Below are 18,426 nucleotides of genomic sequence, written 5' to 3'. Positions count from 1 at the left end.
GTTCCTCTATTCAAGCTGCGGGCTCCATTTTAGGTCGATAGCGGAAGCGGGAGTTCCTTTATTTGGAGAAAGCAGGGGTGATATGTGCAAAAACAGAGAGTTAGCGGAACTAACGCTTCCGTAAACTCTCTGTTTTTGATGTTTCCGAGGCAATAAAGGAACTATGACGGTCTTATATGACAACAAATTAGCTTTCGTGCATAATGTCTGGTGATTCCAATTACTGCTGCTCCTCACTGGGGGAACGTGGATACGCTATTTTGTCAAATGCAAGTGATCATTACGGTGGAACGGAAGTACGATGCTTTATTTGCATCCAAATGTTGCATTTGGGCGAGATAGAGACGAAATAACGCATCGTACTTCCGTAAAATCATAAATTCGATCGTTTCCAAACAAATAACGGAATGACGTTCCGTAAGAGGATAACCTATTGAGGATCGTGTTCCCACCACCGTAGGCATCTCATAGAAAAGAACGTGACTTCATCATCAGCCCTAATCCCATACAGGATTCCCTCTTCAGTTTGAAGGGATTAAGCAAGTACGCTAATAATAAACTTCTACTATTCCCAAAAAACTAAAAAAACGGAATTTTTCTTATAAAAAGGGAAACTCCGTTTTTCTGATAATATTTAGAAAGTATAAGTTCGAACCGGAGGTTCACCTTTCTAATATTGCAAGAAAAGCCACCGCTAAGACACGAATGTATCTTCCTCGAAAGGGCTTCGATCTGAAGCTTTTCTTATTCTATTCCTGCTTTAGCAAAATTCCGTGCAAGATCACCTCTAGCCCCCAACGAAACCGTTCTTCACCATCGGAGGAGGTCATCTCGTTCCTCAAACTTGCAAGCATCGGATATTGAATGGCATCCAACGATTGGTAAGAAGAGGAAATAGCAAGCAGCGTTGTCCCTTTCTTATCACGGGATGTTTGTTCGAACGCCACGGAAGATGCATATAAAAGCAATAGATCTGCACCCCATGCTGCTGACGTAGAATGGACTCCTCCTTCATGCAAACGCTGAAGGATGTATTCCGTGATCGCTAACGAGTGAGGACCTATTGGAATCGTAGTTAGCGAGAGCTCGGCAATACCCGGGGATTTGTATAGAACCGTTAAATAAGAGTTCAGCATATCGAATAGCCTTGTTTTCCAGGAACCGTCTTGAGAGCTTGGAAATACGACCTTATCCAGTCCATAATCCAAAACATAGGCGCTAAGCTCCTGAAGGTTCGTGACATATACATATAGAGAAGAGGGGCCGGTATCCAGCACTTTGGCGATTTTACGCATGCTCAACCCGGCTGAGCCTTCATTTTTTAATAATTCCAAGGCCGTTTTCACAATGAGATCTTTGCTTAGCGGCTCCTTGGCAGGCCGCGAACGACGGCTGATCACGGTTTTAGGTGGATTATTCATAGTTTTCTCCTTTATAGCAGCTCGAATGTAATAGAAAAATGTAGGTAGAGTGATTTACTGCTGTACATAATACTGGTTCATCAGATCCGTTAATTTGGCTGCCGCATCATCGGAGAAAATAAGCTTGAGATTCGCATATGATTCCTCAGCTGATTTGGAGGAGTATTCGTACATTTTCATCTCGTAGCCATCTACCGCCTTGTCGAGATCACCATGCTGGACGATAGACAAAGCGAGCTCCATAGCATCCAGCATAGCCAGATTCACGCCTTCTCCGGCAAAAGGAGACATCAAATGCGCAGCATCGCCGATCAACGTGACGCCTGGCTTATGGGTCCATTTGAGGCCGACAGGCAGCATATAGATGCGTCTCGGGATCATGGGGCCGTCAGCGGATCGGATATAATTCTGAAGAGATTCGTCCCAATCATCAAAATGCTTCAGCAGCTGTTGTTTCGCCTCCTCGGGCAGATCGAACGGAATGCCGCAGGTATCCAGCCACTCTTGTTCAATTTGAAATGCCAAATATACGCAAATGCGGCCGTCTCCGTTCAATTGCCCCATTATGCCTTTATGGTCCGCAAGAGCAAACATTTTGCCGCGTCTATTAAAAGCAGCGATCTCTGGATGATCGATAGCTGCATTGTCCAGATAGAGTTCAACCATGCTAAGTCCGGAATAGGCAGGTATGGAATCCGTGAGGAGCGGACGAATCCGGGAAAAGGCACCGTCTGCTGCCACGACAAGGTGGACGGTATCCACATGACCGTTTTCAAAGTGAAGCTCATGCCTACCATTTTCCATAGGGATAGCTTGGACCAAATTGTGCCCCCATTGAATGATATCAGGGTCGAGAGAATTTAGTAGAAGCTCGCGAAGCGTTCCGCGATCAATTTCGGGACGCTGGCCTTGGGATTCAGCGAACTCATCTATATAGACTTTGCCTGTTTTATCGAGAAGGCGGAAGTCTTCGCCTTCAAATCGGGCAAGCGCTTCGAATTGTTCGAATAAACCAGCTTCTCTTAGAGCCATTTGTCCGGAATCGTGATGGATGTCTAATGAACCGCCTTGCTGGCGGCTGTTAGGACCGGGCTCTCGTTCATAAACGACGGTCTTTATTCCATGCTGCTGCAAAATCCGGGCCAACGTCAGCCCGCCTGGGCCTGCTCCTACAATTGCTATGCGTTGTTCTTCCTTTACTTGTTCTATTGTCATGATTATCAACACCTCAAAGTTAGATTATGATTGCTATGTCTTATTTATATCACAACGAACACCGTTCGTAAAGAACAATGTTCGTTACGGTCGATAGTAATTTTATCCTTGTCTTGATCGTTATTTTGCAGCTATTGTATGTAGTTATTGTATCCAGTATGTATCTGATGCCTTCATGCCGAAGTCTGGGTTCATAAAAAGCTTACCGAATGACCGCGAACAGCCGCGGTTAAGCAGCGCTTCTTGACGACGTAAATAGTACGAGGTTCTTCTATTGTCGACACCTGTATGCATATCGTGGATGCCCTGACCTGATTTTTTGGAAAATGTAATGTTGCTGACATGGGCGTCTAAAGCAGTGAAGGCATTATTTAGTTGAGGGAGCATATCGTTCGGCAAGTCAGGGTACATTATGAAATAATGATTGCAGACCCATCTTTGACAAAGCTCGGCTCATAGAGTTTTTATTTTTAAGAAGCTCGCTTATAAACAGGAAATTCCTTTGTTTTGTTGAAACTAACAGTTATACCATTTTTGGAGGACTGCTTATGGTTCACAATCAAAGGACGGATATGCATGATCCTATGCTTGAAAGCGAGCAAGTTATTGTTGTGGAACCGGATAATCCCGGCTCTTTTCACGCAACTGTGAAGTTGTTTGAAAAGATTAATGGACAATGGTTTCAAACGATGGAGAGCTTCCCTGCTGTCATAGGGAGAAACGGAAGCACTAATGACAAAACCGAAGGTGATGGGAAATCTCCGAAGGGGATGTATGAGCTTGGCGAATCATTTGGTACAAAACAAGCTCCTGAAGGAATCACTATTCCTTATCATCAAGTGACTAAGTATGATTACTGGATTGATGATCAGTATTCCGATGATTATAACCAATGGATGCATTATGAAGGAAATCCATCGGATCATTGGAAATCCTTCGAAAGATTGAACCATCGCTTGTATACGCATGCTATTATTATCAAATATAATATGGCTCCGATTATTAAGGGAAAAGGGAGCGCTATTTTTATGCACCAATGGGAAGGTGAGAACAGCCCTACTGCAGGCTGTGTTGCGATGTCCTATAATAATTTGGTGCGTCTGATGAGAGCGATTTATCCGCAAAAGCATCCTATAATAAGGATAGGTTGAACAAGACACAAGCCGATTGCTATGAAGCAGTCGGTATTTTTTTGCACATTTTTATAAACAAAGAAATAAAATTTCAAAAATACCTTTACATCAAGTAATAAAATTTAATATACTTTTGTTAAGATATTGTAAATTTATAAAAAGGGAGCATGATAACATGAAAAGGAATAAACTATTATTCGGTACTATGCTGGTGCTGCTGAGTTCAATCGTTAGTGCTTGCAGTGGTGGAAGCGCTACCAATCCGACGGCTAATAAGCCTGCCGCAGGAGGCGAAGTAGCTAAGCCGAAAGGCGATCCCGTAAAGCTGGTTATGTACAGCTGGAGACCTGAAGATAAAGACGGCTACGCAAAGTTTATTGCAGAGTTCGAGAAAGACAATCCCGATATTAAGGTGGAATTCAAGCCCTTCAAAGCGACGGAGTACAACACAATTCTGGCCAACTCTCTGCAATCGGGCACAGGCGTAGATATTTTGCAGCTTCGGCCTTATGACGGCGCCAAAGCTCTTGCTGACGCGAATTATTTGACTCCTGTGGATAAGGTGAAAGGTATCGAGAATTTCACGGATAGCTATTTGGATGCGGCCAGAGGTACAGACAATAAAGTATATGGCATTCCTTTAATGTTGAACAATGCGGTTATTTTCTATAATAAAAAGATTTTTGACGACAACAGCTTGCAGATTCCGGAAACATGGGAAGAATTCGTGAAAACATGTGAAGCTCTAAAAGCCAAAAATATTATTCCAATCGCTCAATCCGGTAAAGCTGCTTATTTACTTTCTACGACTCATACTGTAATTGGTCCAAGCGCATACGGAGGAACTGAATATTTGCAATCGCTGCTCAAAGGTTCTACGAACTTCAAGGATGCCAAATTCGTCGAATCCATCAAGCGTATGAAGCAGCTGGAGACTTTTTTCCCGAAAGACTTCATAGCTATTGAAGATAAAGATGCGCAGGGGTTATTCTATACGAGCAAAGCCGCAATGTACATAAACGGAAGCCAAAGGCTCGAAACGTTCGAAGCCAACAAAGTAGCATTCCCTATCGAATTCATGCCAGGCTTTTCCGCTAAAAAAGGAGAGCCTGCTCAAATCGCTGCCTGGGTAGACGGCTCCTATGGTATTGCCAAAAGCTCGAAACACCAGGAGCAAGCAACGAAGTTTATAGAATTCCTGGCATCCAAGAAGTTTGGCCAAATGTTCAGTGATGAGCTTACCCGAGTTAGCCCGATCAAGGGAGTTGAGCCTAAGCATCCGCAGCTTAAGAAAATGGCCGCGCTTAACGAGAAGAATAGCACCCCTTATTTGCTGCTCACAGGCTTCAGCCAAGGCACACCTACTACAAAGACGACATTCGAGGACTCGTTGCAGGGCATGTATATCGGCAAATTGACGCCTGAGAAAGTGGCTGAGGATACACAAGCATCGGCTGACAAATGGTTTAAACCGAAGAAATAATACAAAATACGGTTAACCTGCAAGTTAAGTTTACTGCAAAATTTCTACGAACCTGCAAGGGAGGCGGCAATTTGGAAATTCGGAGCATCGACACAGTGCGCCAATCTGTTCCTCTGATCAAGCCTTTTAAAACAGCTCTGCGAACCGTTCATCACGCTGAGTCTGTACTGGTTCGTATCACATTAAACGACGGAAGAGTGGGGTGGGGCGAAGCTCCGCCCACCGTTGTTATAACTGGGGACAGCTTGGAAAGTATTGAAGCGGCGATTGCCGGAACGTTCACTCCGCTTTTGCTTGGCAAGAACGTGCTTGCATATGAGCAGCTGCTGCAAGCGATGCATCAATCGATGGTCGGCTGCAGCAGTGCTAAAGCGGCTGTTGATATGGCTATTTATGATTTGGTAAGCCAGCTCAGCGGCATGCCGTTATACAAGTTTCTTGGGGGCTACAGAGATCGGCTTGAGACGGATTTCACGGTAAGTGTTAATTCTCCGGAAGAAATGGGAGAGGACGCCGTACGATATGTGAAATGTGGGTTTTGCGTGCTGAAGATCAAAGTGGGCAAAGATTCGATCGAACAAGACATAGAGCGAATTCGTGAGGTTCGGCAGCGTGTAGGCGGTGAAATCAAAATTCGGGTCGATGCCAACCAAGGCTGGCAAGCCAAGGAAGCGATCCGATCGATTCGTCGTATGGAGGATATGGGTTTGAATATCGAGCTGGTGGAGCAGCCCGTGAAGGCACATGACATTGACGGCTTGAAACGTGTAACGGATGCTGTAGAAACGCCTGTTATGGCAGATGAGAGTGTGTTTTCTCCTCTGCAGGCTTTCGAAATCATCAGGCGTCGTGCCGCGGATATGTTAAATATCAAGCTTATGAAATCCGGCGGTATTTATAAAGCGCAGCTCATCAATCAAATGGCGGAAGAATTCGGCATTGAATGCATGGTCGGCAGCATGATCGAATCGCGAGTAGCCGTTACGGCGGCTGCCCATTTTGCTGCAAGCAAAAAAAATATTACCCGGGTCGATCTCGACGCCCCCCTCATGCTGCTTCATGACTTGGTAACAGGAGGGGTCAAGTACGACGGTCCGACTATGATACTTCCGCAAGAAGCGGGGCTCGGCATTTTGGACGTGAAGCCATTTTCGATGGGGGCGGTGTAATGAACGGGTTAGTAAAGAAGCAAGTGGCGGTTTCGGTAGCTACAGTTTGGACATCGGCTGAATCTCCAAGACATATTGATGAGCCTGCTCTGCAAAACCCAGCGGATATTGAGGGCTGGATTAGCAGCTTATCCATTCAAGATAAGCTGGATCTTTGCGATGGGAACCGTGTGCAAACTCAAATGCTGCTGGGAACGGAAGTTATCGTCGTAGAAGAGAGCGGGGATTGGGCGAAGATTTGCATTCCCGAGCAGAGCACCCGCAATAACCCTCTCGGCTATCCCGGGTGGGTCCCGAAATGTCAACTGGCCCAGCTGCCGGATCGGTCCGCAGTGATGCAATGGGCTGAGGTGACGTCATTTCGAGCTATGCTTTCCTTAGGAGCATTGGAGCTGGAGCTAAGCTTTTTAACCCGGCTTCCTTTAATCGAAGAAAGTGATGAAACCGTCCGCGTAGAAACGCCACTTGGCATTGGCCTGCTGAACCGGAAAGATGTCCGGATTAGTTCGGACCCGAATGACGAGCCGATTCCATTTCATACGGGAAATCGCATAGCCGAACAAGCCGTTAAATTCATCGGGCTGCCTTATTTATGGGGCGGCATGTCTTCCTTCGGCTTCGACTGCTCCGGCTTTGCTTACCAATTACACCGCTCACAGGGTATCCTGATTCCTCGGGATGCTTCGGATCAAGCGCGTCATGGTATGGAGATTCCCCGAGATCGGTTGGAGGAGGGGGACCTGCTGTTTTTTGCACATGATGAGGGAAAAGGGCATGTCCATCACGTAGGCATCTATACAGGGGACAACTGCATGATCCATTCACCGGATTCCAGAAGCGCCGTGGAGCAGGTCCGATTGGACGAATACAAGCTGGTCAAAGAGCATTTCCTGTCAAAAAGATATTGGAAATAGATAATCCGCATACGAAGGCGGTGGAAACGGTAGGGAGCGATTATGGAATGGATAATGTAGATAAAATGCTGGAAGGCTGGGTTCAAGAACAGAAAATACCGGGCGGAGTCATAAGCATAACTTTGAAAAACCGAGTCCATTTCCATAAAGCATATGGTTCTTATTCAGACGGTACAGCCGAGAGAACAATTGCTTTGAATACTTTATTTGATCTTGCATCGTTGACCAAAGTGGTGTCCACATTGCCGGCAATCCTTACGCTCGCGGCTGCCGGCAAGCTCAGTTTGGAGCATAAAGTGAGATCCTATATCCCCGCATTTAAACATGAGCAGGTTACGATTCGCCACTTGCTGTTGCATAGCTCGGGACTGCCAGCCGATCTTCCGGTTGAGCCGCGCTCGGCGCAAGGACGTCAGGTTCTTAACGATATTTTCAAACAAGAACTATTGGCTCCCGCAGGCACACAAGTTTTATACAGTGACCTTGGCATGATATTGCTTGGCGAGATCATCGCCCTCGTTTCCGGTGAGCCGTTGGATCAATATGTGCGCAGAGTCGTGTTCGAACCGCTGAGGATGACTGATGTAGGGTTCAATCCGGGTGAAGCCTTGAAACAGCGAATTGCTGCCACAGAGCTTGTGGATGGAGCCTATATCATTGGAGAAGTACATGACGAGAAAAGCTATCATCTAGGTGGTGTTTCGGGAAGCGCCGGTTTGTTCGGAACAGCAGGTGATCTTTCGAAATACGCGGATTTATGGCTGGCACCCGATAAGTATGGGATTATTCCGGCGGCTTACATACAGGCTGCGCTTAACGAGCCGTTTCAAAACAGAGGCTTAGGCTGGGAGGTGCTGGACGACACTCAAGCGATCCCCTACAGCTGCGGAACATTATGGCCGCGGGGAAGCTTCGGACATACAGGCTTTACGGGTACGAGTTTATGGATGGATCCTTCCCATGATCTTGCAGTCGTTTTTCTAACCAATGCCGTCCATTTGGGGCGAGACAATCCCGTCAGACATTTGCGGCGCCAGCTGCATGATGAAATATTTGCTTCGCTTTTTCACTCATAGGGTGGGTGTTGAATAAGCTTATTTACAAAAGGAGCTGCCTATGACAAGTACAGAGATAGATCGCGAAAAGGAAGTCAACTTATCTAAGCTGCCGAATAAGAAAAACAGGCGCTTCATGAAGCATATGGTCCATCTGTTTTTGCTGCCTGGGTTGATTTTTTATGTAGGGTTTATGATTTATCCTATTTTTCAAGCGCTGATCAATAGTTTTTTCTCATGGAAGGGACTTACACGCGGCGACTTTATTGGCTTGACCAATTTTATCCGGCTGTTTACTGAATCCCCATTTAAAGAAACGTTTACCCGGGCTTTAGGACATAATGTAGTATTTTTTATAGGGACTATGCTGTCCAAGCTTGTCGTTGCATTTATGCTGGCATTGCTGATCAACAGTAAAATACGAGGCAAAGAACTTTTTAAGACGTTGTTTTTTGTTCCTAAATTGCTCTCTGTCATTGTGGTTGGCTTTTTATTCAGTTTGATATTGAATCCGACCTATGGAGCTCTAAATACATTTCTCAGGACCATCGGGCTTGAAGAGCTTGCCAAACCATGGCTTGGGGACCCTAACACGGCACTTTACACGATCATTCTGGTGAACAGCTGGTATGGCTTCGGCTTCGCCGTCCTTATATTCCTTGTCGGCCTGCAGGCCATTTCCCAGGAAATTTATGAAGCTGCGAGAATCGACGGGGCTTCTGGCTTCAAGATGATTTACAAAATTACGATCCCTTTGTCCATGCCATCCATAATGATTATGTCGATATTAACGTTTATCGGAGCCTTTGAAACATTTGAACTCATTTTTGCCATGCAGGGCTCGTCAGGTGGGCCGTATTTCTCAACAGATGTGCTGGGCCTTTATTTTTACCGTTTAGCGTTCGGCTCTGTAAGCGGGGGAGAGTCTATCGGTCTGGGTTCCGCGCTTGCCGTTATCTTATTGCTGTTGATTTCTGGAGCAACTGCGGGTTCGATGTTCTTTTTTAAACGCAAGCAAGTCGAGCATTAAGTAAAAAAATCATCGGAGGTAATCCATGGCGCTACGGCTGCAGCAATCGGTAAAGTATGTCATCTTATCTTTTTTTACATTCGTGTCGATATATCCGATATTTTTGATGATCACCTCATCCTTCAAAACAAAGCAGGAAATTACAACGCATCCGTTGGGCATGCCAAGCAGCTTTTCGTTTGAAAATTATGTATCGGTATGGAAAAAAGTCCACTTTGCGGATTACTTTCTAAATAGTTTATATATTAGCTCGGTGTCAGTGCTTCTGATTTTGTTCGTTTCGTCTATGGTGGCCTTCTATATATCCAGGTACACGTTTCGCTGGAACGGTTTCGTCTTGTTTTTCTTTATGCTGGGTTTAATGCTCCCGATGAAGCTGGCTATTTCTCCGTTATATATGATGATGCTGAAGCTGAATCTTCTGGACACGCTCACCGCGCTTATTATCGTTTATGTAGCGGGGCATATTTCATTTGCTGTGTTTGTGTTTTATGGATTTTTCCAGACGCTGCCGAAGGATTTGGATCAAAGCGCACGGATCGACGGCTGTAACGATTTTCAGGTTTATTACAAAATCGTACTGCCGCTGATGAGGCCGGCATTAGCTACGGTCAGCATTGTCGACTTGATTGGCATTTGGAATGATTTCTTTTACCCGCTTATTTTCATTAAAAGCACGGAGCTGGGCACGATCCCACTCGGTATGTTGACATTGTTCGGGGAATATGACACGGATTGGAACTTGCTGTTCTGCGGGTTAACGTTGTCCTCTCTCCCGATGATTGTGGCATTTCTATTTGCTTCCAAACAATTTATTGAGGGTATGACGACAGGAGCGGTTAAGTAATGAAGAAATGGATTACGTTTGATCTAGATGGAACTTTAATGCAAAATCCGTTTGGAAAATGGGTTTTTCCGGAGGTGGAGGAGCTCATCTCGAATAAATTGCAGCGGCAATTCAAATCAACAGAAGCGCTGGTACGCGAGCATGAGCTGCGCATGCAGCAGAACAGGACCGTGGAAGCTTACGATTGGGATGAGATGGTTCAGCAGCTGCTGAGGGAGCAGCAGATTGACCTTGAAATCAATGTGGAGCAGTTGGTGCTGAAACATTCAATTGATCCTAAGATATATGTACTCGAAGATGCCGTAATCCCCACTTTAAGAAAGCTAAAGGAACAAGGCTATTCGCTCGCGACTGTAACCAACGGATTTTACAAGTATCAATATCCTGTGATGAAGGAGCTTGGCCTTAGCCAATGGTTTGATGAAATCATTACACCTGAGAAGGCAGGCTGCGGCAAGCCGGATGTCAACATTTTACGCGGACTGCAGGAAAGCGGGCAAATTGTTGCTCATGTGGGAGACCGGCTTGACCATGACGTATATTTAGCCAACGCAACAGATGTTCCATCCGTGATGATTTATCGCAAGCTGCCTGAAGCGCTTCGGACTATGAGTCCGCAATGGCGTGTGGCCAGCGCTGAATTCATGAAAATTTGCGAGGAGAAGCTGAAAGCGGAAAATCCGCATATCCGTACGACACCCTATCCTCCCGCCTATATTCCGACTCATGTTTTATATCAAATAGAAGAACTGCTGGAATGTTTATGACAACCTGGAAGGAGGGCTACTGATGGCAAATACAAAGGCTGCATTATTGATTACAGAGCAAAGAAATGAGAAATCTGTGCATTTAGATCAATTATCCGTTCGTGAAACGGTTGAGTTAATGAATCAAGAGGACCAGACGGTTGCCCTTTCCGTACAGACCGCCTTGCCTCAAATCAGCAGCGCGATCGAAGCCATAGTTCAAGCTGTGAAGACGGGAGGCAGAATTTTTTATATTGGGGCAGGATCAAGCGGCAGACTGGGGGTATTGGACGCTTCCGAATGCCCTCCCACCTTCGGTGTTGATCCCGGACTTGTTGTTGGCTTGATCGCAGGTGGGGAAAAGGCTATAACCAGATCCATCGAAAATGCCGAAGACGATTATGAGGCGGGAAAACGCGAACTGGCGGATAAAGTAACATCCAAAGATGCAGTTGTCGGGATTGCAGCTAGCGGCTCAACCCAATACGTAGTCGGCGCACTGCAGGAGGCTAATCGGATCGGTGCTTTAACGGTGGCGCTAAGCTGCAACAGCAACACGCTTATAAGCGCCGAGGCTCAATATCGCATTGAAGTTCCAGTAGGACCGGAAATCGTAACCGGGTCCACCCGGCTTAAAGCCGGAACCGCCACTAAGATGGTGCTTAACATGATTTCGACTGCTGTAATGATCCAGCTTGGCAAAGTTTATGGAAACTTGATGGTGAACGTACAAGCCACCAATATCAAGCTGAAGGATCGTGTGGTTCGAATAGTTAGGGAGGCTACCGGGGCGAGCGAGGAGACCGCTTGCACCATTGCCGATCAGGCAAAAGGTGACGCAAGAGCTGCGATCCTGATGCTTAAATATCAAATCAGCTATGAGGAAGCCATGAAGGAGCTGGAGGAGGCTAACGACCATTTTGGCCATGCTTTCATCAGCTTAACAAAAAGGTGAGCCGCAGGCTGTTGATGCGATGAATGGAAGGCACTGAATAGGGTTAATGCAGCTGCGTGGGGTTCGACCGACCGCTATGCAACGCCGCAACGCGCGCCCGGAATTCGCGCACGATGGAAATTAGGGGGAGTATGACCTGCGGCTGCATTTTTTTGCGAGATTAGAGAGCATAAGTGTGGTGAACCGGAGATGCATCTTATCTCGCAAGCCAAACATCCGTTGAAACACGAATCTATGAATGCTTGAGATTTTTACGTATTCAATCATTCATTAGACGAGTTCCTTTTTATATTCGGATAGCCGGGAAGTAGCTATATGCGCTAAAGGTCCTGTACGGAACTGAAAGTTCCGTTATTTAATCTGCCACCTCCAATTTAAGACAATAACGGAAGTTGGAATTCCGTTATTTGAGGAAAATAGAGGTGAAATGAACAAAAACAGAGTGATTACGGAAGAAGTTGTTCCGTTATCTCTCTGTTTGTTGTGCTTTCCATGGAATAGCGGAATGATTACTTCCGCTAAGTCTTCATTAACATCGGCGCTCTGCTGTTCAATTTCAGACGAGATGTATGGCCCCTCATCCTTAATCACTGCCTGCATGGCTACAGGGCGGGGGATCTGGAGGTACGTCAGGATTGTAGAAAGGGTCCCAATAGAAAATGGTATTGACATTTTGTAAGAGTCAGTTAAAATAAAAATATGAAGTTAGTTAGTTTTATTAACTAACTTAACCTACAAACCCATATGTCTTTACCAAGAAGGTGTGCTGAATGAAAAATACTAAGATGATAAGTAAAAATGATATGAAGGAATCTAACCGGATGAGTATTTTGAAAACGGTTAGAAGCGGGATTTGTTCCCGTGCAGAAATTTCTGCGGCTGTTGGTTTAAGTAAGCCGGCAGTATCTGCTCTTGTGGATGAGCTGATCCGGGAGGGCTTGGTCTACGAGACTGGAAGGGGAGATTCCACTGAAGCTGGTGGTAAAAGACCCATCCTGTTGGATTTTCAAGCTGATGCCGCACTGATCGTTGCTGTTTCCTTCAATAATGAGCGGTACGAGGTGGCTCTAACCAATCTAGTCGGTGTAGTGAAGTTTTACGTTAAGAAGAAAATTAAAATATACGATGATTTCCGCCAGACCTTGGATCTAATCGTGCAGGACGTTCGTCAGCTAATTCAAGAGGCACGCGGACAGGGTGTATTGCAGCCTGTCATCGCTTGCGGTATGGCAGTTCGTGGATTGGTTGACACCAAGCTCGGGATTATGCGGTATTCAGCGTCCATACCATGGACGGATGCTCCGATCGGTGATTATATGCGCGAATGCTTGGAAATCCCCATCTTTATTGAAAACGATGCTCGTGCCGGGACTTATGCGGAATTGCTTCACAGCAATGGAGAATATAAAGATGCACTCGTTTGCGTAAGCGTTGGTCTTGGTATAGGAACGGGAGTTGTCATCCACAACGAGGTGTACAGGGGAGCGTTCGATGGTGCTGTGAACTTCGCCCATACGGTAATTTCGCATGACGGGCCGCTTTGCCGATGCGGCAATCACGGTTGTTGGGATGCGTTGGCCTCGATCACTGCCTTTGGCGAAGAGTTGTCCCGCAGAGACGAGAAATACGCTTCGCTTGATTTCGACACCGTCTTAAAAATGTATCATGACGGAGACCCTTTGGTTGCAGATGTGCTACTTAACCACACGGGCTACTGGCTGGGAGTGGGGATCGCCAACATTCTAAATATTTTTAATCCGGAGCAGTTGATTATACAAGGGGATATCACCAGTGCAGGGCAGAGGCTGGAACAGAAAATCATTGAAATCGTTCAAAGGAGAGCGCTATCTGCTGTTTCGAAGGATGTCAAAATTGGATTCTCCCAGGACTCGGAAAAACTTCAGGTAAGAGGGGCTGCGGCTGTGATCAGCAAGCATTTTTTCTCGGACACGTACCACCGCATCATTTGGAATTAATTCATACCATGGAGGGATTTGTTAATGCAATTGGAAACGAAAGCAAACAAGTTCTCGCTGAGATGGTCACCGGCTAACTTGTTTTTGTGGCTATCTTTGTTAGGGATCATTACTAATGTGTTCATGTTGAAAAGCAGTGTGGACCCGGCAGCTAAATTCGGTATTATCGGTGTGACAATTGTTTTGATCTTCCTGTGGTCTTTGTTTTTCTTCGGGGATAGAAACATTCGTTATACGTTGATTATTCCAGGGTTTATAATCCTCTTTTGTGTGACATCGGTCCCTGCTGTGTTCCTGCTTTATCTCAGTGTGTTCAATGTGTCGCTGCTGAATTTTAAAGGGGATTGGTCATTTGTTGGTTTTACTAATTATATGTATTTCTTCACCAAGGACAAATTATTTTATGCAGCTATTGTCCGTACCGTAGAATATATGGTCATTGTGCTTGGACTGCAAATTGTCATTGGGATGTGCTTGGCGCTTCTGCTGCAGCGGGAATTTCGGGGGCGCTCGTTTGTATCAAGCATCCTGGTTATCCCGGTTATGACCTGTCCGATTGTCATTGCCATGCTTTGGAAATATATGTACAGCAGCTATAACGGTTTCATCAACCTGGTGCTAAAGGATCTTGGATTTTCTGAGGTGCCATGGCTAACTAATCAACCGCTTCCCTACGTGAGTAATATACCGATTGTCGGGGATTTCCTAATTACTCATTTGAACGCCAATATTGGTTTTGTATCCGCTATCATAGTGAATATTTGGCAGTGGACGCCATTTGTTTACTTGATGTTTTTAGCCGGGCTAAGCGCTTTGCCGAGAGAGCCTTATGAAGCAGCCAAAGTAGATGGAGCCAATAGCTGGAAAACATTTTGGCATATTACGTTTCCGATGCTGCGGCCCGTAATTGGAGTCGTATTCCTGATCCGGATTATCGACCTGATGAAAGTATATGATCAGATTTGGGCGTTGTTTGGAGATTCGGTTACGATGCGTACGCTTAACATTCATATTTTTTCCGTCGGATTAACGGGTCAGGACTACAGTAAAGGTGCGGCGTTATCGATCATCGTGCTTGTTTTCATTATTTTAGTCAGCCTCGTGTTTTCCGGTATTGGCAAATGGATTTCCAGGAGGGGGGCTTAAACGTGGATCGGTCTATAAAAATGGCAGCCGCCAAAATTGCTATCGCTTGTGTCATCGCAGTCATTATAGCTGTATGGGCTGTACCCATACTTTGGATGATCTTAAGCAGCTTCAAGTCCACTCAGGCGATTATCGAGCCCAAGCTAGTCGTATGGTTCAAGCCGACATTGGATAATTACAAATTTATTTTTGAAACGCAAAATTTTTTCCAGTACTTGATCAACAGCTTAATCGTTGCCTTAACGGCTACGTTCATATGCGTCACTACAGGCACACTTGCGGCTTACAGTATCGCCCGATGGCGGACAGGCGGAAATGCATTTGCTAACTGGGTCATTTTTACCAAAATGGCACCTCCGGCTATTTTAATCATCCCCTTTTTTCTGATGTTTAAAAGCATCGGTTTAATTAATACGGTTTGGGCTCTGGTGATTGCCAATATTACATTTAACATTCCGTTTGTAATCTGGACGATGAGAGGTTTCTTTGATGAGCTGCCGGAGGAGATGGAGGAAGCGGCTTTGATTGACGGGTGCACAAGGCTCGAAGCATTTTGGCGTATATCGCTGCCTGTTGCCCGTTCGGGGTTAATTACGACCAGTATTTTCTGTTTCTTATTTGTATGGAATGAATATTTATTCGGTCTTACATTGGCGCTTTCTGAAAAAAGTAAAACGTTACCCGTGGCCACTGGCGATTTTATTACCGGGTATTCGATCAATTGGGGGCCGGTATTCGGTTCCGGAAGCTTAATTCTATTGCCTGCATTCATTATGGTTTTGTTCCTGCAGCGTTACATTGTGCAAGGCTTAACAGTGGGTGCGGTTAAATAGATTCAACAAAAACCATTCATGGAGGGGTACAAAGGATGAAAAATGTAATGGGCAAAAAAGCAACGGCGTTGCTGCTGGTCACCATGCTGGCATTTTTAAGCGCTTGTTCATCGGAAACCGGCAAACCTGGCGACAAAGGTAATGCTGAAGGAGGCAAGCCGGCTGGAGACAGTCAAAAACCGCGTGAAATTACGATATTTACGCGTACCGGTCCGGATACAAGCGATTATGTAAAGGAGCAAGCCAAAGAGTTTACCAAGCTGACTGGGGTCAAAGTCAATTTCACTGAGCAAGGCGCAAGCAACTATTTCACTAACCTTACGAATCAATTGGTCGGCGGAACAGATGCGTTTGATTTAGCGACAACCAACAACACTTATGTAGCCCCGCTGGCAGAAGCCGGTGCGATTGAACCGTTCGACGAATACATGAAAAAATTTGATCCGAACTATGATTGGAAGGACGTAGCCTTTCAATACAAGTATAAGGACAAAATGATAGCTATGCCGTATAACCTTAGTATTCATATGTTCTATTACCGTTCTGATCTTATTCCTAATCCTCCGCAAACCTGGGATGAATTTGTTGAAGAGTCGAAAAAATGGACGAAATCCAAAAATCCGAATTCACCAACACAATTTGGCGCCTCCTGGACAGCTTTATCGGGATCTGAGCAACCGAAAGTGTTCTACTCCATGATGTGGTCTTACGGTGCTGAGCTTGTCAAAGACGGTAAAACCGGCATTGGATCGGAAGGAGCCATCAAGGCAGGGGAAATTTGGCAGACCATGATGAAAGAAGGGCTTGTTCCTAAGGATACGCCGAACTGGGGTTATTCCAACGTATTTGATGCTTTGAAAACAGGTACGATTGCAATGGCGGCGCCGATGTGGAGCGCAGCCTACACGGAGATCAAGAAAAGCGACAGCCCATTCAAGGATAAAATCAAGATTGGTGTAGTTCCGGGCGTGAAGCAGGCTGACGGTAAAATTTTGCGGACTCCGCTATACCATTCTTGGTCTTTGATCATGAATAAAAACGCGAAAAACAAAGATGATTCGGCTAAATTCGTTGAGTTTATGACAAGCAAAGAAGGAGCCATGCGCCAAGCAAAGCTGGGCGGACTGCCTATTCGTTACTCCGTTCTGAATGATCCTTCGCTGCAACCGCGTGAATTTTACGATGTGGTCATGGAATCGCTCAAAGTGGGTAAAGATGAACCGCTTGTTCCTTACTATTTGAAGCAGCATGAGCTGATGAATACGGCTCTTTCCGGCATAATGACAGGAACGATCAAGCCTGATGCAGCATTGAAGGGCGCAGAGAAGGAATTGCAAGCAATCATTGACAGCAGCAAAAAATAATTCCATTCAACAGCTATGACAAGTGTAGGTTCGCTTGTCATAGCTGCCAAAAGGAAATGACCAGGGAGTGAAAGAATGCCGGAGGTATATGGTCAGTACGGTAAACAGAGCCTTCTCGAGCATGTCTCGGATATTCGTCAAATAGCTGGATTTCAGCGCATGGAGCTCATTCAAGGAAAGGGCAAGGGCAATGAGGTGATTCAGGTACGCAATGGTTCCGGATTGCAGTTCCAAATCTCAGTAAGCCGTGCTTTTGATATTGGAATGTGCGAATTTTATGGCATACCCATTGCCTGGATGTCACAAATCGGCCCGGTTTCTCCCTTTTCCTATGAAAAAGAGAATTGGAATCACAGCTTTGAAGGCGGTCTGCTCGCTACCTGCGGGCTGACCACTATGGGGAAGCCCAGTGTGGATGAGGGCAAAGCTTTCGGTCCGCATGGGCGTATATCTTCTACGGCAGGCGAGCTGCTGCAGGCTGAGGGACGCTGGAACGGTGGACAGTATGAGCTGATCTTTCGCGGACTTGTCCGTGAATGTGCGGTGAATGGGGAAAACATCGCCATGGAACGAACTATCGTTACGCGGCTCGGGGAGAACCGGATTTACATTACGGATAAGGTAACGAACGAGTCGTTTCAGCCAGTTGAGCATTTAATGATGCATCATTTTAATTTCGGATTTCCGCTGATTGGTGAAACCTGCTCGATTAGTATACCACCCGGTCCGAAAAGATGGATCAACGGAGAAGGAGCTACCGATGGATGGAGCGGCTTTTCCGCGCCAACAGAGAACGGACAGCCAACCGTTATGCTGCATGAGGACGTGAAGGCCGATACAGGCAATGGCAATGTTCAAGTTCAAATAAGCAACAAAGTTATGCACAACGGGCAAGAATGTAATCTCGCGTTGAAGCTTGATTACGATAAAGCTGCAAGTCCTTGCTTGACGCAATGGAAGCACCCCGGCAAGGGTGTGTATGTACTAGGCATCGAGCCGGGCAATGCGTCCACGGAAGGCCGGGCTGTTCACCGCTCCAGGGGAACCTTACCGATGATGGCTCCAGGGGAACAAAAAACATATTCGTTTTGTATCGAAGTAAACTTGACTCATGGTTGTGAAATGTAATTAAAAGTAAT

General features: G+C 45.8%; 16 protein-coding genes. 14 read left to right on the top strand and 2 right to left on the bottom strand.

All coding sequences use genetic code 11. The features are described from left to right. Window positions 1–749 precede the first annotated feature (749 nt). Window positions 750–1,421, bottom strand: a complete 672-nt coding sequence (locus ACFQ0C_RS03170) for a TetR/AcrR family transcriptional regulator (RefSeq protein ID WP_379363902.1) — start codon at window positions 1,419–1,421, stop codon at window positions 750–752. A 54-nt stretch (window positions 1,422–1,475) separates the two neighbouring features. Next, window positions 1,476–2,636, bottom strand: coding sequence for an FAD-dependent oxidoreductase (locus ACFQ0C_RS03165; protein WP_379363900.1), 1,161 nt, complete (start codon window positions 2,634–2,636; stop codon window positions 1,476–1,478). Between the two features lie 548 nt (window positions 2,637–3,184). Between ACFQ0C_RS03165 and ACFQ0C_RS03160 the strand changes: the two genes are divergently transcribed. From ACFQ0C_RS03160 to ACFQ0C_RS03095, 14 genes are all read left to right on the top strand, one after another. Next, on the top strand, window positions 3,185–3,787 hold the full coding sequence (locus ACFQ0C_RS03160) for a L,D-transpeptidase family protein (protein WP_379363898.1): 603 nt from the start codon (window positions 3,185–3,187) through the stop codon (window positions 3,785–3,787). A gap of 157 nt (window positions 3,788–3,944) precedes the next feature. Beyond that, on the top strand, window positions 3,945–5,252 hold the full coding sequence (locus ACFQ0C_RS03155; RefSeq protein WP_379363896.1) for an ABC transporter substrate-binding protein: 1,308 nt from the start codon (window positions 3,945–3,947) through the stop codon (window positions 5,250–5,252). 71 nt (window positions 5,253–5,323) lie between these two features. Then, window positions 5,324–6,421 carry a dipeptide epimerase gene (locus ACFQ0C_RS03150; RefSeq protein ID WP_379363894.1) on the top strand — a complete coding sequence of 366 codons (1,098 nt, stop codon included), beginning with the start codon at window positions 5,324–5,326 and terminating at the stop codon, window positions 6,419–6,421. Then, window positions 6,421–7,335, top strand: coding sequence for a C40 family peptidase (locus tag ACFQ0C_RS03145; RefSeq protein WP_379363892.1), 915 nt, complete (start codon window positions 6,421–6,423; stop codon window positions 7,333–7,335). The genes ACFQ0C_RS03150 and ACFQ0C_RS03145 overlap by 1 nt, the downstream gene beginning before the upstream one ends. Window positions 7,336–7,382: 47 nt before the next feature. Further along, window positions 7,383–8,411 (top strand): serine hydrolase domain-containing protein, encoded by a 1,029-nt coding sequence (locus ACFQ0C_RS03140; protein ID WP_379363890.1) that lies wholly within the window; start codon window positions 7,383–7,385, stop codon window positions 8,409–8,411. A gap of 40 nt (window positions 8,412–8,451) precedes the next feature. Continuing rightward, window positions 8,452–9,420, top strand: a complete 969-nt coding sequence (locus ACFQ0C_RS03135; protein WP_379363888.1) for a carbohydrate ABC transporter permease — start codon at window positions 8,452–8,454, stop codon at window positions 9,418–9,420. Window positions 9,421–9,445: 25 nt separating this feature from the next. Then, window positions 9,446–10,267, top strand: coding sequence for a carbohydrate ABC transporter permease (locus ACFQ0C_RS03130; protein ID WP_258214583.1), 822 nt, complete (start codon window positions 9,446–9,448; stop codon window positions 10,265–10,267). Then, the gene (locus ACFQ0C_RS03125) at window positions 10,267–11,034 is read left to right on the top strand and encodes an HAD family hydrolase (protein ID WP_379363885.1); all 768 of its coding nucleotides are present in this window, start codon (window positions 10,267–10,269) and stop codon (window positions 11,032–11,034) included. Before ACFQ0C_RS03130 ends, ACFQ0C_RS03125 begins: the two co-directional genes overlap by 1 nt. 22 nt (window positions 11,035–11,056) lie before the next feature. Beyond that, on the top strand, window positions 11,057–11,968 hold the full coding sequence (gene murQ / locus ACFQ0C_RS03120; protein ID WP_379363883.1) for an N-acetylmuramic acid 6-phosphate etherase: 912 nt from the start codon (window positions 11,057–11,059) through the stop codon (window positions 11,966–11,968). Between the two features lie 770 nt (window positions 11,969–12,738). Beyond that, window positions 12,739–13,944 carry an ROK family transcriptional regulator gene (locus tag ACFQ0C_RS03115; protein ID WP_379363881.1) on the top strand — a complete coding sequence of 402 codons (1,206 nt, stop codon included), beginning with the start codon at window positions 12,739–12,741 and terminating at the stop codon, window positions 13,942–13,944. Window positions 13,945–13,968: 24 nt separating this feature from the next. Further along, the gene (locus ACFQ0C_RS03110) at window positions 13,969–15,090 is read left to right on the top strand and encodes a carbohydrate ABC transporter permease (RefSeq protein ID WP_379363879.1); all 1,122 of its coding nucleotides are present in this window, start codon (window positions 13,969–13,971) and stop codon (window positions 15,088–15,090) included. Between the two features lie 2 nt (window positions 15,091–15,092). Continuing rightward, a complete protein-coding gene (locus ACFQ0C_RS03105; RefSeq protein ID WP_258214578.1) occupies window positions 15,093–15,923 on the top strand; it encodes a carbohydrate ABC transporter permease in 831 nt (276 codons plus the stop codon). 35 nt (window positions 15,924–15,958) lie between these two features. Continuing rightward, on the top strand, window positions 15,959–17,287 hold the full coding sequence (locus tag ACFQ0C_RS03100) for an ABC transporter substrate-binding protein (RefSeq protein WP_379363877.1): 1,329 nt from the start codon (window positions 15,959–15,961) through the stop codon (window positions 17,285–17,287). A 75-nt stretch (window positions 17,288–17,362) separates the two neighbouring features. Beyond that, entirely contained in the window at window positions 17,363–18,415 is a 1,053-nt protein-coding gene (locus ACFQ0C_RS03095; RefSeq protein WP_379363875.1) for an aldose 1-epimerase family protein, read from the top strand. Window positions 18,416–18,426: the final 11 nt, after the last annotated feature.

Origin of the sequence: Paenibacillus sp. GCM10027630, assembly GCF_042676305.1 — a bacterium.
Taxonomy (GTDB): Bacteria; Bacillota; Bacilli; order Paenibacillales; family NBRC-103111; genus Paenibacillus_S.
The sequence above is the reverse complement of the archived record's forward strand: the minus strand, read 5'-3'. Positions and strand labels throughout refer to the sequence as shown.